Annotated in this window: 14 protein-coding genes and 1 tRNA gene; 8 read left to right on the top strand and 7 right to left on the bottom strand. The window is 43.0% G+C overall.

Features of this window, described 5'->3' with window-relative positions; genetic code table 11:
- Positions 1 to 134: 134 nt before the first annotated feature.
- The 3 genes from AACX33_RS10370 to AACX33_RS10360 all read left to right on the top strand — a co-directional run bounded on the left by AACX33_RS10370 (position 135) and on the right by AACX33_RS10360 (position 4657).
- Positions 135 to 1808 (top strand): PfaD family polyunsaturated fatty acid/polyketide biosynthesis protein, encoded by a 1674-nt coding sequence (locus AACX33_RS10370; RefSeq protein ID WP_194003330.1) that lies wholly within the window; start codon positions 135 to 137, stop codon positions 1806 to 1808.
- 2 nt (positions 1809 to 1810) lie between these two features.
- Positions 1811 to 3304 carry a thioester reductase domain-containing protein gene (locus tag AACX33_RS10365; RefSeq protein ID WP_194003332.1) on the top strand — a complete coding sequence of 498 codons (1494 nt, stop codon included), beginning with the start codon at positions 1811 to 1813 and terminating at the stop codon, positions 3302 to 3304.
- Between the two features lie 549 nt (positions 3305 to 3853).
- Positions 3854 to 4657, top strand: a complete 804-nt coding sequence (locus tag AACX33_RS10360) for an SDR family NAD(P)-dependent oxidoreductase (RefSeq protein WP_194003335.1) — start codon at positions 3854 to 3856, stop codon at positions 4655 to 4657.
- An 18-nt stretch (positions 4658 to 4675) separates the two neighbouring features.
- On the opposite strand, the gene hetI is transcribed toward AACX33_RS10360, so the two are convergent.
- The 5 genes from hetI to AACX33_RS10335 all read right to left on the bottom strand — a co-directional run bounded on the left by hetI (position 4676) and on the right by AACX33_RS10335 (position 10154).
- Complete coding sequence (hetI, locus tag AACX33_RS10355) at positions 4676 to 5395, bottom strand: 4'-phosphopantetheinyl transferase HetI (protein ID WP_194003337.1); 720 nt, start codon at positions 5393 to 5395, stop codon at positions 4676 to 4678.
- A 189-nt stretch (positions 5396 to 5584) separates the two neighbouring features.
- Positions 5585 to 6919, bottom strand: a complete 1335-nt coding sequence (locus AACX33_RS10350) for a hypothetical protein (protein ID WP_194003339.1) — start codon at positions 6917 to 6919, stop codon at positions 5585 to 5587.
- Positions 6920 to 6980: 61 nt separating this feature from the next.
- Positions 6981 to 7664 (bottom strand): hypothetical protein, encoded by a 684-nt coding sequence (locus AACX33_RS10345; RefSeq protein WP_194003341.1) that lies wholly within the window; start codon positions 7662 to 7664, stop codon positions 6981 to 6983.
- A gap of 1091 nt (positions 7665 to 8755) precedes the next feature.
- Positions 8756 to 9772 (bottom strand): TOBE-like domain-containing protein, encoded by a 1017-nt coding sequence (locus AACX33_RS10340; protein ID WP_194003343.1) that lies wholly within the window; start codon positions 9770 to 9772, stop codon positions 8756 to 8758.
- Between the two features lie 238 nt (positions 9773 to 10010).
- Complete coding sequence (locus tag AACX33_RS10335) at positions 10011 to 10154, bottom strand: hypothetical protein (protein ID WP_194003345.1); 144 nt, start codon at positions 10152 to 10154, stop codon at positions 10011 to 10013.
- A 162-nt stretch (positions 10155 to 10316) separates the two neighbouring features.
- Here AACX33_RS10335 and chlP point away from each other — a divergent pair, with 162 nt between their 5' ends.
- A complete protein-coding gene (chlP, locus tag AACX33_RS10330) occupies positions 10317 to 11537 on the top strand; it encodes a geranylgeranyl reductase (protein WP_194003347.1) in 1221 nt (406 codons plus the stop codon).
- Positions 11538 to 11724: 187 nt separating this feature from the next.
- Here chlP and AACX33_RS10325 read toward each other — a convergent pair whose 3' ends face one another.
- Positions 11725 to 12846: an ABC transporter permease gene (locus AACX33_RS10325; protein WP_194003349.1), complete on the bottom strand. Its 1122-nt coding sequence runs from the start codon at positions 12844 to 12846 to the stop codon at positions 11725 to 11727.
- 125 nt (positions 12847 to 12971) lie between these two features.
- Here AACX33_RS10325 and AACX33_RS10320 point away from each other — a divergent pair, with 125 nt between their 5' ends.
- The gene (locus AACX33_RS10320) at positions 12972 to 13160 is read left to right on the top strand and encodes a hypothetical protein (RefSeq protein WP_194003351.1); all 189 of its coding nucleotides are present in this window, start codon (positions 12972 to 12974) and stop codon (positions 13158 to 13160) included.
- 19 nt (positions 13161 to 13179) lie between these two features.
- On the opposite strand, the gene AACX33_RS10315 is transcribed toward AACX33_RS10320, so the two are convergent.
- Positions 13180 to 14055, bottom strand: a complete 876-nt coding sequence (locus AACX33_RS10315) for an Npun_R2479 family HD domain-containing metalloprotein (protein ID WP_194003353.1) — start codon at positions 14053 to 14055, stop codon at positions 13180 to 13182.
- 387 nt (positions 14056 to 14442) lie between these two features.
- Here AACX33_RS10315 and AACX33_RS10310 point away from each other — a divergent pair.
- The 3 genes from AACX33_RS10310 (at position 14443) to AACX33_RS10300 (ending at position 20393) form a co-directional block, all read left to right on the top strand.
- Positions 14443 to 14514, top strand: a tRNA-Gly gene (locus tag AACX33_RS10310).
- Positions 14515 to 14747: 233 nt separating this feature from the next.
- Positions 14748 to 16349, top strand: a complete 1602-nt coding sequence (locus tag AACX33_RS10305) for an AAA-like domain-containing protein (RefSeq protein ID WP_194003355.1) — start codon at positions 14748 to 14750, stop codon at positions 16347 to 16349.
- A gap of 135 nt (positions 16350 to 16484) precedes the next feature.
- Positions 16485 to 20393 (top strand): AAA-like domain-containing protein, encoded by a 3909-nt coding sequence (locus AACX33_RS10300; protein ID WP_227789007.1) that lies wholly within the window; start codon positions 16485 to 16487, stop codon positions 20391 to 20393.
- Positions 20394 to 20959 lie beyond the last annotated feature (566 nt).

Below are 20959 nucleotides of genomic sequence, written 5' to 3'. Positions count from 1 at the left end.
TAAGAGATGAGAATAATACACGAATTCAGCAATGCCAACTATCAAATAAAAATCTCTCCTTCTCTTCTTGGCGTACTTGGCGACTTGGCGGTTCGTTAAAACACCCATCATTAACAACTTGAGGTATAGCCACCGTGATTCCCGTAGACACACTACCAGATCAACACAATAATAGCCTAAAATTTCCCACCAATCCCCACAGTCAAAACCTCACCTGGAAAGGTCCATTAGATAGTATATCCTTCCAGGAATCAGCCATCAAAAACAAACTATTAACATTAGATAAACCCTGCTACATCCTCAAAATTGCCGACAAAATCGGGGTCACAAACGAAGGCTACTTATGCCCTCCTGAAAACAAAACCACAACACAACCAGAACTCCTCACTTTTATTCCCCCAATCAATTTACAACAATTAGGAGACTCAAACTTCCTAGCTGCTCATGGCGTAAAATATGCCTATGTGACTGGTGCAATGGCTGGCGGAATAGCCTCCGAAGAAATGGTTATTGCATTAGGAAAAGCCAAAATATTGAGTTCATTTGGTGCAGGTGGCTTACCTCCAGAACGTTTAGAAACAGCCATTAAACGCATTCAATCAGCTTTACCTCATGGCCCCTACGCTTTCAATTTAATTCACAGCCCTAACGACATGGCAATTGAACGCCGTGCGGTGAACTTATACCTCAAATATCAAGTCAGAACCGTAGAAGCTTCAGCATTTTTAGATTTAACCCCCAACATAGTTTATTACCGTGTTGCCGGACTAAGTTTAAATGATGCCAATCAAATTGAAATCAAAAATAAAGTCATTGCCAAAGTTTCTCGACGAGAAGTAGCTAGTAAATTTCTCCAACCAGCACCAGCCAAAATACTTAAAGAACTGCTGGAACAAGGATTAATTACTGATTTACAAGCCAAACTTGCCACTAAAGTACCGATGGCTGATGATATCACCGTCGAAGCTGATTCTGGCGGACATACAGATAATCGTCCTTTAGTCTGTTTATTGCCTTCTATTATTAGTTTGCGGAATGAAATCCAAGAACAATTTCATTACGAACAACCAATTAGAATTGGAGTAGCTGGCGGAATTGCCACACCAGAATCAGCCTTAGCAGCTTTTATGATGGGTGCTGCTTATATCATGACTGGCTCAATTAATCAGTCCTGCGTTGAATCTGGAGCTTGTGATTATACCAAAAAATTACTAGCTCAAGCTGAAATGGCGGATATGATTATGGCTCCAGCCGCCGATATGTTTGAAATGGGCGTGAAACTGCAAGTCCTCAAACGTGGCACAATGTTTCCCATGCGAGCGCAAAAGTTGTATGAATTGTACCGCAACTATAACTCAATTGAAGAAATTCCCCTAGCAGAAAGAGAGAAATTAGAAAAGCAAATTTTTCGCAAAACTCTGGCTGAAGTATGGGAAGGAACAGCAAGTTATTTATCCCAGAAAAATCCTGAAAAACTAGGCAAAGCAGTTAATAATCCGAAGCTGAAAATGGCGTTAATTTTTCGCTGGTATTTAGGATTATCTTCCCGTTGGTCTAGTTCGGGTGAAAAAGGTAGAGAAGTTGATTATCAAATTTGGTGTGGCCCAGCAATGGGTAGTTTTAATGATTGGGTGCGAGGTTCTTATTTAGCTGAACCAAATAATCGTCGGGTAGTTGATGTTGCTCATCACATCATAACTGGAGCCGCATTTTTATATCGCATTCAAAGCTTGAAAATTCAAGGAATGCAAATCCCCGATGATTACAGTCAATATTGCCCAGATTTTCCTCAATTATTGGAGATGTAAAAATGACTTTTAAACAAGCTTATAGTGCAGCCGACATTCAAGCATGGTTGGTGACTAATTTGGCTGAATTAATTGGGGTAGAAACTGATGAGATAGACATCAGCGAGAATTTAGAAACCTATGGTTTAGATTCCGCGCAAGCCATGACTTTGGTAGGCAAATTAGAAAAATTGTTGGGATTTCAACCATCACCTGTTCTGCTATGGCACTACCCTAATATTGATGCTCTTTCACAGCGTTTAGCTGAAGAATTACAAGAAGGTTTAGAGGTTAAAGACGGTCAAGTTAACACTTCAGTTGTAAATTTGGCAGATGAAGTTGTCCTTGACCCCACTATTCATCCTAGTCATGCAGTGAGTGTGTTTACGGGTGAACCAAAGCATATCTTTTTAACCGGGGGAAGTGGCTTTTTAGGCGCTTTTATGATCCGGGAACTACTACAAGAAACCGATGCGGATATATATTGCTTAGTCCGGGCTGATAATGCCGCAGAAGGCAAAAGCAAACTGCAAAAGAATTTAGAACAGTATGCAATTTGGGATGAGAAATTTAATTCTCGAATTATTGCTATTGTTGGTGATTTAGCTCAACCACTTTTGGGTATTCCCTCTGAGCAGTTCCACATCTTAGCTAGCAATATAGATACCATTTATCACAGTGCGGCTTTGCTGAATTATGTTTATCCTTATTCAGCACTAAAAACAGCTAATGTTTTAGGAACTCAAGAAATTTTGAGATTAGCTTGTCAGACTAAAGTCAAGCCTGTGCATTATGTTTCCAGTATTGCTGTTTTTGAATCGACTGCTTATGCTGGTCATCTCGTAGAAGAACAGGATGATTTTAATCATTGGGAAGGTATTTATCTTGGTTATTCTCAGACTAAATGGGTGGCAGAAAAGTTAGTCAAGGTTGCTCGTGATCGAGGTTTACCTGTAACTATCCACAGACCGCCATTAATCTCAGGAGATAGCAAAACAGGTATTTGTAATACCCATGATTTTATCAATTTGATGACCAAAGGCTGTCTACAAATGGGAAGTTTCCCTGATGTAGATTATATGTTAGATATGTCGCCGGTGGATTATGTAAGTAAAGCCGTTGTTTACCTATCTAGACAAAAACAATCCATTGGGAAAGCATTCCATTTACAACATCCTCAACCCATTTCTTTGAAAGATTTAGTTGAATGGGTGCGGTCTTTTGGTTATCCGGTGGAGATGATTCCCTACGAACAATGGCAATCAGAGTTAATCAATAATGTCTCTTCTGTTGAGAATCCTTTATACACCCTGCGTCCTTTTTTACTAGAGCGTTGGTCTGATGAACAATTAACTATTCCAGATTTGTATCTGCAAGCTAGACGACCAACTATTAGCTGTCAGGAAACTCTGAAAGCTCTCGCAGGTAGTTCTATTGTTTGTCCACCAATTGATTCCCAATTACTCATGACTTACACTTCCTACTTAATTCAGACTGGCTTTTTGACTCTTGCCTAGTTGATTGTCTAGGTAAGAAGTATCAAATCGACCTCATACCATTTATTTCCTTGTTTCTTTGTGTACTTTTCCTCGCGGAGAGGCTACGCGTTTGCCTAGTGTCTCGTCATAAAATGTGGTTTGTTACTCCTATAATTCTGTGCATTTGCATACAGCATTGATGTAACTACCATGTATTAACAAAAGAGAGAAAGGAGTAGAGACGTTTCATGAAATGTCTCTACTTTATTTGTAAAAGAAAGATTTAAGTTTAATTTCGTTTAGTTATTTGTTCTTGCTCTATCATAGTAATTACTATAAAGATTTATGTAAGCAAATACATCAATGTAAAAATTAAATGTAAAGGAATTTGATTGAGATAATTTTGTACAATGGGTAAGACTTTGATGAACTTTTAAATTTGTTGAAATTTGATCACACAAGCAGTTCAAAGGGTAAGGAACTGCAATAATTTTAGGAGTTTCAAGCACAATTATCAAACTGGACATCACGGAAAGCCACAGTCAATGCCAGGCAGACCGATAGAATTGAATTCACCAATCTTCTGAAATGAACACAACAAACCAGGTTCAGTACAAACAAACCGCTCTTATTACTGGGGCGGCGGGTGGAATTGGCTACGAACTAGCACATATTTTTGCTTCTCATAATTACAATTTGGTATTAGTAGACCGAATTGGGATCAAGCTTGAAGAAATTGCGCTAAAATTTCAAGCAGAATTTGGCAATTTGGTGACAACTATTGTCAAGGATTTGTCTATATCCACATCTCCGCAAGAAATTTTTACGGAGTTGCAAGCAGCAAACATTACGGTTGATGTGCTGGTGAATAATGCTGGATTTGGTATTTACGGATTATTTAATGAAACAGACCTCGCGGCTGAATTGGAAATGCTCCAACTAAATGTGGTGTGTCTCACCCATTTAACTAAGCTCTTCCTGAAGGATATGGTCAAGCAAGGTCAGGGCAAAATATTAAACGTTTCTTCGGCTGCGGCTTTTCAACCAGGCCCGTTGATGGCAGTCTATTTTGCTACTAAGGGTTATATCTTATCATTTTCAGAAGCGATCGCTAATGAATTAGAAGGTACAGGTGTGACAGTGACGGTGCTTTGTCCAGGCTCAACCGCATCTGCCTTTCATGAACGCACCGGGATGGCAGACTCGAAACTGCTCAAGGGTAAAAGGATGATGGATGCCGCAACAGTTGCTAAAATTGGCTATGCGGGTTTAATGAAAGGTCAAACCATTGTCATTCCTGGTCTAATCAATCAAATCCTGGCAAAAAGCGTCAGTTTTACACCCAGAAAGCTAGTAACCAAAATTGTCAGAAATATGCAAGAAGATAAATAAGAGGTGACAAGATACTCATCAGTATTGCCAACACTTTAAATGATAACCAGAACCTGCCACAACCACCGCAGCAAGATAATCCTGAGCCGGTGTTAGCTCGAAGAGACTCCAATCTTCAGATGTCTTTAACTGGGCGGGTTCTGTGCAATTGAGTAGGATTTCAATTTGTTCTAACTGAGCTAGTCCTTCTCCAGTTGCTTTTAAATACGCTTCCTTACAAGTCCAATAACGAAAAAATATTTCTTGCTGTTGCTGAGGAGATAGCGATCGCATTAAAGCATATTCTCTCGGTAAAAAAAACCTTTTGGCCAGGGCTTCCACATCAGACATGGGGCGAATACACTCTAAATCTATGCCGATTTGACCGTGATAATTCACCGCACACAGAGCTAACCCCTGGGAATGAGACAAATTAAACCATAAGCCACTGTGAGCTAAAGTAGCCGCTAATACTGGTTTGCCACGCTCTTGATAATCAAACATTACTTGTTGCGGCTCAATACCCAAGTAGCTGCCCAATATATTCCGCAGGATACCACGACCCGCAATAAAACGCTGGCGATGCTCCGGAAAATGGAATCGGTTAGCACGAGAAACTTCGTCACTGGAGAGAGTGAAGAGCAAATTTTGTCGCTGTGCTTCTGGGACATCAAGGTGAATGCGCCAGATATGGACATCATTTGCTAATAAAGTCAAATTGGTCGGTACAGGTAGCCACAAATGATTAAGAGCTGTCATTGATTAAATGATTCACATTAAATTGGCATTTTGGCACACCTAATTTGAAAAGAATAGATACACTCTTAATGTGGGATACATTTCATGTGCAAAGTACTAAAAATCGAAATCCCTCGACTAATTAGCGAGGGATTTTTTATTTAAGCGATCGCTGCCTGATATCCAGTGACGATTCCAGCCGAATTAAAATTAGCTCTTCGTCTGCACAAGCCTCTGTTTATAATCAAGCATACCCAATGCCATAGTTAACAGCAGTAGAGCGCTCAACGCTGATGGCTCTGGTACCTTCGTCACCGGAGGTGTTTCTGGGGGAACCTCTATGATCTCCGGCGGTGTTTCTGGGGGAACTGTCACAGGTGGTATTTCTGGGACAACACCGATTACCGGGGGTGTTTCTGGCGGAACCTCTACAATCACCGGGGGTGTTTCTGGGGGAACTGTCACCGGAGGTATTTCTGGGACAACACCAATCACCGGAGGTGTTTCTGGCGGAACTTCTACAATCACAGGCGGCTGATTATCCCCGTCGCCTCCGGCGTTAAAAAGAAGCCAAAGAAGAGGCAGTAAGGCGGTATAAGGTAGCCAGGGAATGACTGTTGCCGGCGCTAAAACTTCACCAAAGGTAGGCGGAACAAAGCCAGTCACGATCTCGCCTCCCCCAATTGGGGGAATTGCACCCACAAAAGTATCCCCAGATAGAGGTGCGAACCCTACTTCAGATGTAGGTAGATTAATTGGTGTGCGTCCAAACCAACCGTCATTAGTAACGCCTGGAGAGTAGGGAAAAGAAAGTACTCTTAAAACGCTTTGCCTCAATCCGGCTTCATTACCACTATTTAAGTAACGTATCCCCTGAGAAATATTATCCACATAAAACTTGGTCATCTGTGGGGGCAAATCCAAAGACCTAATTTGCTGTTCCAGGTTGGGAACTTTGGCGGCTTCTTCAAAGAGGACACGTCCGTAAGCGTATTTCAGATTTAGCAATCCATCACGAGGACTGATTTCTCTGGCTCTCGATGACTGAGACCAGGCAAAATTATTGGTGACACTTTTGAGGCCTGATAAAGGACTGCGACTGGCAGGCTCTCCCAGAACATATCGAGATCCGTCGAGAATGGTGGGATCTTCATTCCTCCAAAAAGAGGCATAGGGAATATTCGGTAGCTGAGGATTATTATCGTAAAAAGCAGCAAACTTATTGTAGTTATCTTGACCACCAGCAGCTCGGATCAACATATCTTGGTAGTTAGTGCCATTAGACTGACTGATGATCCTCTCCACTACTGTTCCAGTTTTGTTACAGCCCAGACCAGATCCCACACTACAGTCAGGCATAATCCGCATCTGGCGCATATTCTGATTATTCTGACGCTGAAACTGGAGAAACTCTGACTCTTGTCCTTTGGGGATAGAACGACTTTCGTTGACGCGTAACTGTGCAGTCGCTGATTCGCAAATTGCCAGCACTACCGCCAAAGACGAGAATAAGATTGCAATGCTTTTAAAACTTGATTTGGACACGATACACCTCAAATAAACCACACAGGACACTTACCAATCGCAATCAAAAACTGGGTATTATTCAACGGCTCAGTTTCAACTTATCTCTCAAAGATGGTTGTATTCCACTCTTTACAGATCCAGCATTCAAGTTATTAGGTGCTTGAATATTAATTGTGATTGCCGTACCGTTGAGTTCTCCTCCTGAGAGTGCGTGGTACATAACTAATGCACGATTCGGTTGGTCAAAAAGAAACCCACGACGTGAGGCTTGTATCTTCTCGTTCTTGACCAGGGAAACGAAAGCTTCTAAGTATCTCCGGACACTTTGACGGTTATCTGGACTGGTATTCATATGATTCTCAACCAGGGTCATAAAGAAGTCAATGCTCCGACTTTCTTGTCCCTCAATTAAATTGCCATTCTCTAGAAAAGAACTTCCAATCAACTGTCCATCCTGTTCTTGAACCTTAAACAGGGTATAGTATCGATCTGGTCGTGTCGGGTCGTTCACGTAACATACCCAACCACCTTCTTCACTCTGTATAAAACCTTCCTCAGCCAAATAAGCAAAAAAAGCATTACTTTGTTGAATTGGTGGTGTCGGTAATAAATCTGCAACTGCATCTAAAGAGCAAATTTTCTGGGTAATTTGTTGTTGTTCAGGAATAACAATAGTCTCCTGTGCAATGGTAGTACCAGACATTGCAGCCAAACCCAATACTTGCAGAAGGAATGCGCTAGCTAAGTGAACAATTATCTTCATTTTTTTTCCTCTTTTTTGATTTTTGGTGGTGAATATGACTCTTTTTTTAAAACAAATCCTCAACTAAACCTCATAGGGTGAAAATTAACATTCATTTTTTTCAGTTTTAACGGTTGTCATGCCGACTTATTTATACAAAAAATTAAGTTTTCGTGGATGGCAAAGGTAATCATTCAAAAATAGCTAATAGAATTCTGTGAATCAGATCCAAAATTTAGCATTGGTAACAGTAGTCATATCTGCTAACACTTATCACTTTTAACACACAAAAAACCAAAATTTGAAATATTGCCGACTTTGGCTTTAACTTTTTCCTATATGAATTTTTGCCATGTAAAACCACCTTATGTAAATCGCCCATTTTTCTCTCATTAGACTCCTGAATGGTAGCTGGACTCTGCCGAGTAGAACAGATGTGCGCTGGAAGCAAGACTCAAAATGTAGCCGGAAACACTGATGATTTCGTTGACTTACACAAGTTTTCGATTTAATAACGTTATGTCGCTACTAATATTTCAGTGAGCATTATTACTTGAGTTCAGCACAAACGGCAAACAGCTGCTTGGTGCATCCCTAATTTTAGAAGGTCAATATGCTGCCAAAAGCTGTCTGCTTTGATTTTTGACGCTTTTTTAAGTTTTTTGACATATATGTGGGATAGCTCACCGCTTTCTTGGTGATTGGTAGTGTACTCATGTATTTTTTAAAGCCAGCCTGTTATCTGATCTATGTAAATAAATCTCTTTACATAGGGGTAATAGTACCATCAGGTAAAAAGAAAAAAATACACTATGTACAACTTTCAAAATTGAACACTGTTAATTTCATGGAAAATTTATTTAAAAATCAGCAATTTATCTCTCAATAGCGAGGATGCATTGCATTTACGCCAATAAATTACCTAATTAAGCTATGTAAAGGCAACCCCGTAATATAGCACAAAACGACAGAATAAGCTATAATCTGTCCAAAATTCTGACGTTCACTTTGTAAAGCCCCATATCTAACAGGGCTGACGCTCACTGGGATGGCTTCACTTCGCACCATAAGGACAAAGTGATAAATTTTCGCGGCTACCGACTTAAGTTGCTTTAAATTGAATAATACAGGGGAAAAGACCTGGCATCCTTGGGCTTCACATACACCCGATCCTGTGGTTCTAACTGTAACTCGTTAAAGCGATCGCGTGTTAAATGCGCTGCTACCACTTGCCCATCATCCAACGTTAATTCTATCTGAATTTCCCAACCCAAATGTATCAACCGCGTGACTGTAGCTGCTGCGGTGGTACCATTAGCCTGTCTTTCAATCACTACATCTTGCGGTCGTAAAAATACTTGGCTATTTGGCGAATCAAAGTCACTGCTCTGAAAAATCTTGGAGGTATTGGATAAGACATTTACCGGGCCAATGAAGCTCATGACAAATGCTGTAGCTGGATTGTCATAAATTTGTGCTGGTGTTCCTACCTGTTCTACACGCCCTTTATTCATCACCACAACTTCATCGGAAACTTCCATAGCTTCTTCTTGGTCGTGGGTGACGAAAACAGTGGTAACATGGACTTCATCATGGAGGCGGCGTAACCATGCTCGTAAATCTTTACGGACTTTGGCATCCAGTGCGCCAAATGGTTCATCAAGTAATAGTACGTTAGGTTCTACAGCCAGCGCCCTGGCTAATGCTACTCGTTGTCTTTGACCACCGGAAAGTTGTGACGGATAGCGATCGCCTAATCCACTCAATTGGACTAACTCTAATAACTGATCTACCCGCCCCTTAATCTTCTTCGCTGGTGCTTTGCGAATTTCTAAACCAAAAGCAATATTCTGTCGCACATTTAGATGCTTAAACAAGGCATAGTGCTGAAACACAAATCCAATATTTCGCTCTTGGACACTTTGATGTGTAGCATCCTTACCAGTCAGCAAGATTTTGCCGCTATCTGGCATTTCCAAGCCGGCAATTAACCGCAGCAAAGTGGATTTACCAGATCCTGATGGCCCCAATAAAGCCACCAGTGAACCACTCTTGATTTCGAGATTCACCTGATCAACGGCTTGAAAGCTTCCGAAATTTTTAGATACATTCTCAACTACTATGCCCACTGCTTTTTTGCACCTCTAAAACTCAATCTACGGATTGCTGGTAGGATTACCGTGCTTTACATATACCACAGATAATCTACTTTCGGTTAATTTGCATCAGACATTTTAGATGCAACTGCCACAATCGAGAAAACTACAATCAGCACCACTGCAATCAGGGTTAGTAGTTAGCATTTCAGCACAATTCGCGCCACACTCAACACCAGTCAGATAGTCATTACAGTCAAGATTGTTACTACTAGGGTTTTTCTGGTTCTTGTTTCTCGTCTGGCGATCGCCGATGCAAAATATCATTAGCTTGTTTACAGGAAGGGAGGGGAGTGTGGGAAGACGGGGAAGAGAGGGGAGCAGTAGCGGCTAGGTAATATCTGATGATTCCCATTGACAAGTCCCGATTTCCGATTCCCCAGTCCCAGTTTTTGTATCAAAATATGAAGGAATATTGCATTTCAGTCAAAATCTGAAGCCAGACCAAGAAATCAGGCAAAACTCCGTGATAGGATGCTTGGGTTAAACGTTTTTATCAACTATTGGGAGAAGACCTTTGACACTACGGGTTGCTGTTGTTGGGTCGGGCCCTGCTGGTTCATCTGCCGCTGAAACGCTGGCGAAAGCAGGAATTGAAACTTACCTGTTTGAGCGGAAACTAGACAATGCCAAGCCCTGCGGGGGTGCGATTCCCCTGTGTATGGTGGATGAATTTGACCTACCACCAGAGATTATTGACCGCCGTGTGCGGAAGATGAAAATGATTTCACCTTCCAATCGTGAGGTTAATATCAATATAGTAAAAGAAGACGAATATATAGGAATGTGCCGCCGGGAAGTGCTGGATGGTTTCCTGCGTGACCGAGCGGCAAAACTAGGGGCAAATTTAATTAATGCCACTGTTCATAAACTCGATATACCCACAAATAACACCAGCCCTTATACAATCCACTACGTTGACCATACAGAAAGTGGTTCACAGGGGATTACTAAAACCCTAAAAGTAGATTTAGTGATTGGGGCGGATGGGGCTAATTCCCGCATTGCCAAAGAAATGGATGCTGGGGATTATAACTATGCGATCGCTTTCCAAGAGCGAATCCGCTTACCCCAGGATAAAATGGACTACTATAACGACTTAGCCGAAATGTATGTCGGCAATGACGTTTCCACCGATTTCTACGCCTGGGTTTTCCCCAAATACGACCACGTAGCCGTCGGTACTGGCACAATGCAAGTCAATAAAGCCAGCATCAAACAGTTACAAGCAGGTATCCGCGCCCGTGCTTCCGAAAAGCTCGCAGGCGGTCAAATCATCAAAGTAGAAGCTCACCCCATACCTGAACATCCCCGTCCCCGTCGTGTAGTCGGTCGGATTGCTTTGGTCGGAGATGCTGCCGGCTACGTCACCAAGTCCTCTGGTGAAGGTATTTACTTTGCAGCTAAATCTGGGCGGATGTGTGCTGAAACCATTGTCGAAATGTCTAACAGTGGTGCAAGTATTCCCACAGAAAAAGACCTCAAGGTTTACTTGAAGCGTTGGGATAAAAAATACGGACTCACCTACAAAGTGCTGGACATTCTGCAAACTGTGTTCTACCGTTCCGATGCTACCCGCGAAGCCTTTGTGGAAATGTGCGATGACCTTGATGTGCAGAAGCTAACGTTCGATAGCTATCTGTATAAAACAGTTGTCCCAGCCAACCCCTTCACCCAACTCAAAATTACTGCCAAAACTCTTGGTAGTCTGATTCGCGGTAACGCTTTGGCTCCTTAAGCACAGCACAAGTAAAAGTTGCCCATGTAGAGATGTTTCATGAAACGTCTCTACATTTTTTGTGGGTATGTTTAATCACCAATGACTAATGATTTACCCTGAGCGTAGCCGTTCACGTAGTGTCTCGCAGAGAAGGGCTAATGACCAATGACCAATGACCAATGACCAATGACCAATGACCAATTATTTATCTTCGCAAACTGCGAGGATCGAGAGCATCTCTCAACCCATCACCCAGGACATTAAAAGACAGCACCGTCAGAATAATTAACGCCGCCGGCGGCCAAATTAACCAAGGTTGCAGCACCACAATTGAAGCATTGCTAGCTAAAGAAAGCATATTTCCCCAAGAAGGATCAGGTTGTTGGATTCCCAAACCAATCAGACTTAAGACCGCTTCCGCACCAATAAAACCGGGAACAGCCAATGTGGCAGAAATAATTACATAGGTGGCAGTTTGCGGCAAAATATGGCGAATAATAATGTAAATTGGCTTACCACCCATTGCTCTGGCTGCTTGGACAAATTCTCGCTCTTTTATTGATAGCACCTGTCCCCGAATTACCCGCGCTAACCCCGCCCAACTAATCACCGAAGTAATCACGACAATCAGTAAAAAGCGCTGGGTACTGGTTAAACCTGGTGGTAAGACTGAACCCAAAGTAACCAATAGATAAATTCCAGGGAAAGTCATTAGCACTTCGGCAACACGCATAATTACGCTGTCAGTCCAACCCCCAAAATAACCAGAAATACCGCCAATTATTAGACCCAGGGGAAAGGTAATCAGCACCCCGATAATGCCAATAAACAGACTAATGCGACCACCATGCACTAGACGGCTGAATTGGTCGCGCCCTTGGTCGTCAGTACCCAAAATATTGATCTTGGCTGCACCTGTTGTTCCAAACAAATGCCAATTCACAGGAATACCAGGAGAAATAGTCACTTCGTCCCAGTTGGGCGGTAGTGGTAAACGCAACTGTAACAGCCGATATTCAGAACCAGAGACGAACAAACGGAGAGGTGTCGGCTTTTCTAAGTCTACAATCAATAGGCGATCGCCTGTTTCTAAATCAGTATCTCCCTGAGTCGTGGGATATACATGAGGGCCAATAAATTGCCCTGGTTCTGATTGAGAAAACCAATAAATCCGAGTTGGTGGTAACAGTGAACCATTTGGCTGTGAGGCGAGAGGGTCATAAGGAGCGACGAAATCAGCCGCAATTACCGCCACATAGAAAATTAACAGCACAATTGCCCCAAATCGCGCCAAAGGATTTTTCTGAAGTCTTTGCCACCAATTCATAATTATTTGTCCTTTGTCTTTTGGTCAGTAGAGATGCGATTAATCCCATCTGTTCATTAGTTAAGCTGAAAAAACCTGATTTTGCACAACATATTTAAATACAACTCTTGTGGGGTAGGGCAAAGATGCCCGCCCTTGATGTGCAAATTAAAAGCGGAACAGCTTATCTGGTGAAAATTAAATATGCGTTATCTGGAAACCTGCTAGTACCGCAAGGCGGAATTCAAAATTCAAAATTCAAAATTCAAAATGAATACAGGGTAATGTTTTCAGAGATTTTGAATGGTATGTCTATTTACGCCGTGCTGTGCTAGAGATGTGCCAGTCACGTCTCTACTTATGTAGTTGTTCAGCTAAATATAATTCTTCTTCTTGGCTTCTTTCATGTTCCACAACGAAAACATTCGAGTAAAGATTAGCGGTAATTTGTTTGCCTTGCTGTGTTAGAGACAAGTAATGCAATCCATCTTTAATATAAGGATAAACGCCATTCCAGTAAAATTTAGCGTAATTGTTGCGTAAATCGGCAGGTGTTTTGTAACCCAAAACTTGACTCGTTCCAGTTTCTTGAAACTCATAGAATAAAGAAGTAATTTTCTTGAGATAACGTGGGTCACTTAATTGTCCAATCAAATCAGCCGCACGGACTAACCCAGCAAAGCTAGTTGTATCTTGATGATCCTCTGCTACAGGTACGGGAAATCGAGTTAACTCAATATTAGTTTTAATGACATCAGCATCAATTAACTTGTGACCGCCAAAACGCTCATCAATGAAAAGTTTGGCTCTATCAACATGATAGGGTGTCAGAGCCGCATCAGAAGCCCCAGGATGCAGAGAAATCATTTTGCCATCTTGAGCTGTAGTATATAAACCTATGGACTCTTTGTCATCTCGGCAAACACCTTTAACATAGCCAATATCATGACATAGCAAGGAAATGATAAAATGCAGCCAGTCTTCGCTAGAGACACCACCTTCGCGGATGTGTTTACCGCGTAAAATTTCCTGCCCCACAAGAGTAACTAAAACCGAGTGTTCAACATTGTGATAAAGGGCATCGCTATTGGCAATATTTTCCAATGCCATATTACCAGCCCAAGCGATAATATCTTGATAATCATGTTTTAAGCAGCCGTATGTGCGACGGTAGCCCTCTCGAATTTCCTTCACAAAGGCATCAATCAAAACTTCAGTGGCATTGAACATATTGGTGACTCAGATAGATAAAAATTCTTTATGTTAATATCGTCAAATTTGCATCGTCAGGTTTGCTATTTTGGGAATAGTAGACAATGCATATTTAGCGGTTGTAGTTTAGCTATCAGTGTGCTTGCTAGCCACCTTTGTACCTCGCTCACAATCATAGGCCATAGTTTCTCAAATTATAGAAGTAGCAGGTTACAGGTGGGCATTCAATCAGTTATCAGGCGGATATTTGGGGATTTCAAACACCCTCTAAAGGCTAACTTGTAGCCAAGGTTCTGGTTATCAGTCTACTAGATATAACCGAAAAACCCTCTTGTTAGTTATTATCTGCCAATATAGTGCTATTATAATAGATGCCAAATGGCTTGATGAAGTTAAGCATTATTTGCGGGTGTAATTCAGTGGTAGAATGTCACCTTCCCATGGTGAACGTCGTGGGTTCGAGTCCCATCGCCCGCTTTTTGTTGTTGTTGATTGCCAAATAATCTGTGACTACTAACAGAATTAATGTCAGAGTTATGTATGCTTTCTGATTCTCTATTCCCTCATTCTTCGTCAAGGAATATCTTAATTTAAAAATGAGAGCGATCGCCTGATGCATTTCTGCATAAACTAGCGTGTTTTGTCAATATTGGCTGTAGTAGACTATATTTAGGTAAAAACCCTGGGTTATTCTACTTTTATTCTCTGTTGTGAAAAAAATCCTGATTTTATCAGCCAATCCCACAAATACCAGCCGACTGCGCTTGGATGAAGAGGTTAGAGAAATTCAGGCAGGTTTAGAACGTTCCCAATGTCGAGATCAGTTTACAATTATTTCTAAATGGGCTGTACGTCCCGATGATTTGCGCCGTAGTCTTTTAGATTATCAGCCTCAGATAGTCCACTTTTCGGGACATGGTGCTGGGGAACAAGGTTTGGTTTTGGAAAGTAAGACAGGGGATGCACAGCTAGTAAATACAGATGCACTGGCGAGGCTGTTTAAATTATTTCAGGACACAATAGAGTGTGTGTTGTTGAATGCTTGCTATAGCGAGGTGCAAGCTGAGGCGATTTTTCAACATATTGACTGTGTGGTGGGGATGAATCAGGCTTTTGGGGATAAAGCCGCAATTAAGTTTGCTGTGGGTTTTTATGATGCTTTAGGGGCTGGGAGAGATTATGAAGACGCTTATGAGTTTGGCTGTACGGCTATTGATTTAGAAAGTATTCCTGAATCGGCAACCCCTGTACTGAAAAGCAAATCAGCCAAGTGCGTTCCCATTAATTCAGCGATCGCCTTAGAAAATCCTGAAGGACAAGTACCTTTGGAATCTCCATTTTACATCAAGCGATCGCCTGTAGAAAATGACTGCTATGAAGAAGTTCTCAGAGATGGGGCATTAATTCGGATTAAAGCACCCAGACAGATGGGTAAAAGCTCGTTAATGTCAAGAGTTCTGGATTATGGTAGCAAGCAAGGTTATGAATCGGCATATTTGAACTTTCAATCAGCCGATGCGGAATATCTCAGCAGCTTAGAGATGTTTTTGCAGTGGTTCTGCGCCAGTGTTACCGATAGCTTGAATTTACCAGAAAAGCTGGGCGACTATTGGAAAGGGGTTTTGGGCAGTAAAAACAAGTGTACAAATTACTTCCAGAGGTATTTGCTTAAGGAGATAGACAAGCCGATTGTTTTGGGTTTAGATGAAGTGGATGAAATTTTTAAACATCCCACAATCGCCACGGATTTCTTTGGTTTGCTACGGGCTTGGCATGAACGGGCTAAAAATGACCCAGATTGGCAAAAACTCAGGTTAATCATTGTGCATTCTAAGGAAGTGTACGTGCCTTTGAATATCAATCAGTCGCCCTTTAATGTCGGTTTACCTGTGGAATTACCAGAGTTAAATCAAGAACAGGTGCAAGATTTAGTCCAGCGTCATGGATTAAGTTGGTCTAATTCCCAAGTGCAACAGTTAATTATGCTTGTGGGTGGACATCCTTATTTAGTGCGAATGGCGCTTTATCAAATCGCACGGGAGAGGACGACTTTAGACAAGTTAGAACAAGTCGCACCCACAGAAGCCGGCCCCTATAATGACCATTTGCGCCGCCATTTGCTGAATTTGCAGGAGGACGAAGAATTATTAGCAGCGCTGAAGCAAGTAGTTTTAGCTGATGAGGCGGTGAACGTGGGAACCACAGAAGCCTTTAAACTCCGCAGTATGGGGTTAGTCAAATTCCAAGGAAATAAAATTATGCCTTTATGTAATTTATACCGGAAATACTTTTGCGATCGCCTGGAACTATAAATCAGTTAACAGTTAATAGTAGGGTGTGTTAGCGGTAGCGTAACGCACCATTACTAAGGCTTTGGTGCGTTACGGATTTCATCCTAACACACCCTACTTCCTTCCTCGTAGATATACTCATTCGCAAGTCAATGTATGACCCAGTACCAGTATCAAGTCGGGGGTAGCTTACCCCAAGATGCACCAACTTATGTCAAACGGCAAGCTGATGATGATTTGTATGCAGGCTTGAAGGCTGGAAAATTTTGTTATGTCCTCAACTCCCGCCAAATGGGGAAATCTAGCTTGCGGGTGCGCGTGATGCAACAGTTGCAGGATGAAGGGTTGGCTTGTGCTGTAGTTGATATTACCTCAGTGGGGACGGCAGATATTACGCCAGAACAATGGTATGCCGGGGTGATTGATACCTTGGTGGGATATTTTAAGATTTATACTGCTTTTGATTTAGAAACTTGGTGGAGTCAGAACGCCTTGCTTTCACCTGTGCAGCGTTTTAGTAAGTTTATTGAAACAGTTTTATTAACAGAAATCACAGCCAATATAATTATTTTTATTGACGAAATTGATAGTATTCTCAGCTTGGCTTTTAACCTGGATGACTTTTTTGCAGTAATTCGAGACTGCTATAATCGCCGGGCTGATAATCCTGAATATAACCGTCTCACCTTTGCTTTGATTGGGGTGTCCACTCCTTCCGATTTGATTCAAGATAAAGGACGCACACCTTTTAATATTGGACAGGCTATTGATTTAACCGGCTTTGAACTAGATGAAGCGGAACCTTTAGCCCAGGGTTTGACAAAGTTTGGTAATCCCCAACCGGTGATGGCGACGGTGTTAGCTTGGACGGGAGGACAACCGTTTTTGACGCAGAAAGTTTGTAACTTATTAATTGAAGAGTGCGGGGATGAGGGAAAATTCCAAATTGAGCAGTTAGTGGAAGCAGTTGTCAGAAGGCGGATTATTGAGAATTGGGAAGGGCAGGATGAGCCGGAACATTTGAAGACGATTCGGGATAGAATCATGCGGAGTGGGGAACAGCGAACTGGGCGATTGTTGGGTTTGTGTCAGCAAATTGTGCAGCAGGGTGAGATAGTTGCTGATGATAGTGATGACCAAAAGATGTTGCGGTTGACTGGGTTGGTGGTGCGGCGGGATGGAAAGTTGCGAATTTATAACCGCATCTATGCAGAGGTATTTAAGCAAGAGTGGTGTGAGAAGATTTTAGCTAAGTTGCGTCCATACTCTGATGCTTTTAATGCTTGGGTGGCGGCTGATTTTCAAGATGAATCGCGGTTGTTGCGGGGAAAAGCGTTACAAGAGGCTTTGGTTTGGCGAATTGGTAAAGGTTTGACTGATGTCGATGACCGATTTTTGGATGCTAGTCAGGAATTAGAAAAACGTGACCTCCAGAAAAGTCTGGAAGTTGAGGAAGAAGCAAAGCAGGTTTTAGAGAAAGCGAACCGTAAAGCTTATCAAAGGATTCGCATTGGTTCTTTGGTGCTAGGTTTTGCTGTAGTGGGGGCGATCGCATCTTTTCTCGTCACTCAACATAGTATTAAATTATCTAGAAATGCTCTCGCAATAGCAGAAACAGCTATAAAAGAAGCAGATGCGGCTAAGGAAGATTTAAAAAAAGCTCAAGCAGCAACTGAAGTCACCAAGACAGAAAATAGCAGGATATTAGAACAAAAATCTTTAGCAGACAAGAATTTAACGATTGCTAAGAATGATGTCAAACAATCACAGCAACAGTTAAATACAGCAAATAAGGCAGTAGCAGCAGCTAAAACACAGTACCAACAAGCGCAACAACAAGCACAGCAAGCAATTTCACAGCAACAGGCGGCACAACAACAGGCAAAACAAGCAATTTTACAGCAGCAGACGGCACAAGAACAGGCACTAACAGCTCAACAGCAGCGTCAAGATGCCATTGCTGGTTTAGATATAGCAAAAAGAGAGCGTGAAACTGCCCAGATAGGTACGCAACTAGAACAAGAAGGAACAAATGCCTTGCGGGAATTTAGACCTTCTAGAGAAATTGAGGGATTGCTGTTAGCAGTGCAGAGTGGGGAAAAACTCAAAACTTTAGTCAAAGATAAAACATCTTTAGCAGATTATCCTGCTTATAGCCCTTTGTTTAGTTTGCAGACTATTCTGCTCAATATTCGGGAAATAAATCGCTTAGAAGGTCATGGCTCATGGGTCAATAGTGTGGTGTTCAGCCCCGACGGCAAAACCTTAGCTTCCGCTAGTCGTGACCAGACGATCAAACTGTGGCATCGGGACACAGGTCAACTGATTTCTACCCTCGAAGGTCATGGCGAATCGGTCAATAGTGTGGTGTTCAGCCCCGACGGCAAAACCTTAGCCTCCGCCAGTTGGGATAACACGATCAAACTGTGGCATCGGGACACAGGTCAACTGATCTCCACCCTCGAAGGTCATGGCGGTGAGGTCATTAGTGTGGTGTTCAGCCCCGACGGCAAAATCTTAGCCTCCGCCAGTTGGGATAACACGATCAAACTGTGGCATCGGGACACAGGTCAACTGATCTCCACCCTCGAAGGTCATGGCGAATCGGTCAATAGTGTGGTGTTCAGCCCCGACGGCAAAACCTTAGCCTCCGCTAGTTGGGATAACACGATCAAACTGTGGAATCGGGACACAGGTCAACTGATCTCCACCCTCGAAGGTCATGGCGAATCGGTCAATAGTGTGGTGTTCAGCCCCGACGGCAAAACCTTAGCCTCCGCCAGTTGGGATAACACGATCAAACTGTGGAATCGGGACACAGGTCAACTGATCTCCACCCTCGAAGGTCATGGCGAATTGGTCTGGAGTGTGGTGTTCAGCCCCGACGGCAAAATCTTAGCCTCCGCTAGTGCTGACAAGACGATCAAACTGTGGCATCGGGACACAGGTCAACCGATCTCCACCCTCAAAGGTCATGGCGGTGAGGTCATTAGTGTGGTGTTCAGCCCCGACGGCAAAATCTTAGCCTCCGCCAGTCGTGATAATACCATCAAACTGTGGAATCGGGACACAGGTCAACTGATCTCCACCCTCGAAGGTCATGGCGAATTGGTCTGGAGTGTGGTGTTCAGCCCCGACGGCAAAACCTTAGCCTCCGCCAGTGCTGACAAGACGATCAAACTGTGGAATCGGGACACAGGTAAACTCATATCCACCCTCGAAGGTCATGGCGCATGGGTCAATAGTGTGGTGTTCAGCCCCGACGGCAAAACCTTAGCCTCCGCCATTGCTGGCAATACCATCAAATTGTGGCATCGGGACACAGGTAAACTCATATCCACCCTCGAAGGTCATGGCGCATGGGTCAATAGTGTGGTGTTCAGCCCCGACGGTAAAACCTTAGCCTCCGCCAGTGGTGACAAGACGATCAAACTGTGGCATCGGGACACAGGTAAACTCATATCCACCCTCGAAGGTCATGGCGCATGGGTCAATAGTGTGGTGTTCAGCCCCGACGGCAAAACCTTAGCCTCCGCCAGTGCTGACAAGACGATCAAACTGTGGCATCGGGACACAGGTAAACTCATCTCCACCCTCGAAGGTCATCGCAATGAGGTCAATAGTGTGATGTTCAGCTCGGACGGCAAAACCTTAGCCTCCGCCAGTGGTGACAAGACGATCAAACTGTGGCATCGGGACACAGGTAAACTCATCTCCACCCTCGAAGGTCATGACGCATCGGTCTTGAGTGTGGTGTTCAGCCCCGACGGCAAAACCTTAGCCTCCGCCAGTGGTGACAAGACGATCAAACTGTGGCATCGGGACACAGGTAAACTCATCTCCACCCTCGAAGGTCACGGCGAATTGGTCAATAGTGTGGTGTTCAGCCCCGACGGCAAAACCTTAGCCTCCGCCAGTTGGGACCAGATGATTAAACTGTGGAATTTGGATCTTGATGATTTACTAGCGCAGGGTTGCAGTTGGCTGAAGGGTTATTTGATTAGTCATCCTGATGCGCGGACGGTTTGCGGAAGTGGCGAGTGGGAAGTGGGGGATGCGCCCTGACTTTTCACGTTATGTGGAAAAGTTAACGCGAAACCTAACCCCCTAACCCCCTTCCCTACCAGGGAAGCTACCGTGTACACATAAGTCTTGTCAAGTTGCCTCATCACGTTTTGATCCCCCCTAGCCCCCCTTGAGAAGGGGGGAAAATTTCTTAAAGTCCCCCTTTTTAAGGGGGATTTAGGGGGATCAAATTATTTGTGTGTACACTATTGTACGTGTGCTTCACCGTAAGGATATTTACCGCTACTTCCCATAAATGCAGAGTAAAAAAATAGATGCGATGCCTGCGACGAGGGAAGCGATGCCTGCACCGAAACCACTTAAAATACATCTAGAGATTATTGGCTCATGGCAATAGAACCAAAGAAATTCATTACACTGAATCCCCAATTGTAAATCCTGAGTTCTGAGTTAATTATTAGCAGTTCTCAAGCCCTCAAGCTTTTCAATTCGGTAATTCTGAATTTCATTCTGCGAGACCACCTCAGACCGCAGCAGCTTGATTTCAGATGTGATTTCAGTGACACGGTTACCGATGGTAAACCCCCCACTAACTAAATAAAGTC

The sequence above is a fragment of the Nodularia sp. LEGE 04288 genome (genome assembly GCF_963896525.1).
In the GTDB taxonomy this organism is placed as follows: Bacteria; Cyanobacteriota; Cyanobacteriia; order Cyanobacteriales; family Nostocaceae; genus Nodularia.
The sequence above is the reverse complement of the archived record's forward strand: the minus strand, read 5'-3'. Positions and strand labels throughout refer to the sequence as shown.

Excerpts from the sequence above, each read along its gene's own strand:
- AACX33_RS10365 (WP_194003332.1), top strand. The coding sequence starts at position 1,811 with ATGACTTTTAAACAAGCTTATAGTGCAGCCGACATTCAAGCATGGTTG.
- AACX33_RS10360 (WP_194003335.1), top strand. The coding sequence starts at position 3,854 with ATGAACACAACAAACCAGGTTCAGTACAAACAAACCGCTCTTATTACT.
- hetI (WP_194003337.1), bottom strand. The coding sequence starts at position 5,395 with ATGACAGCTCTTAATCATTTGTGGCTACCTGTACCGACCAATTTGACT.
- AACX33_RS10345 (WP_194003341.1), bottom strand. The coding sequence starts at position 7,664 with ATGAAGATAATTGTTCACTTAGCTAGCGCATTCCTTCTGCAAGTATTG.
- AACX33_RS10335 (WP_194003345.1), bottom strand. The coding sequence starts at position 10,154 with ATGGGAATCATCAGATATTACCTAGCCGCTACTGCTCCCCTCTCTTCC.
- AACX33_RS10325 (WP_194003349.1), bottom strand. The coding sequence starts at position 12,846 with ATGAATTGGTGGCAAAGACTTCAGAAAAATCCTTTGGCGCGATTTGGG.
- AACX33_RS10320 (WP_194003351.1), top strand. The coding sequence starts at position 12,972 with ATGCCCGCCCTTGATGTGCAAATTAAAAGCGGAACAGCTTATCTGGTG.
- AACX33_RS10315 (WP_194003353.1), bottom strand. The coding sequence starts at position 14,055 with ATGTTCAATGCCACTGAAGTTTTGATTGATGCCTTTGTGAAGGAAATT.
- AACX33_RS10300 (WP_227789007.1), top strand. The coding sequence starts at position 16,485 with ATGACCCAGTACCAGTATCAAGTCGGGGGTAGCTTACCCCAAGATGCA.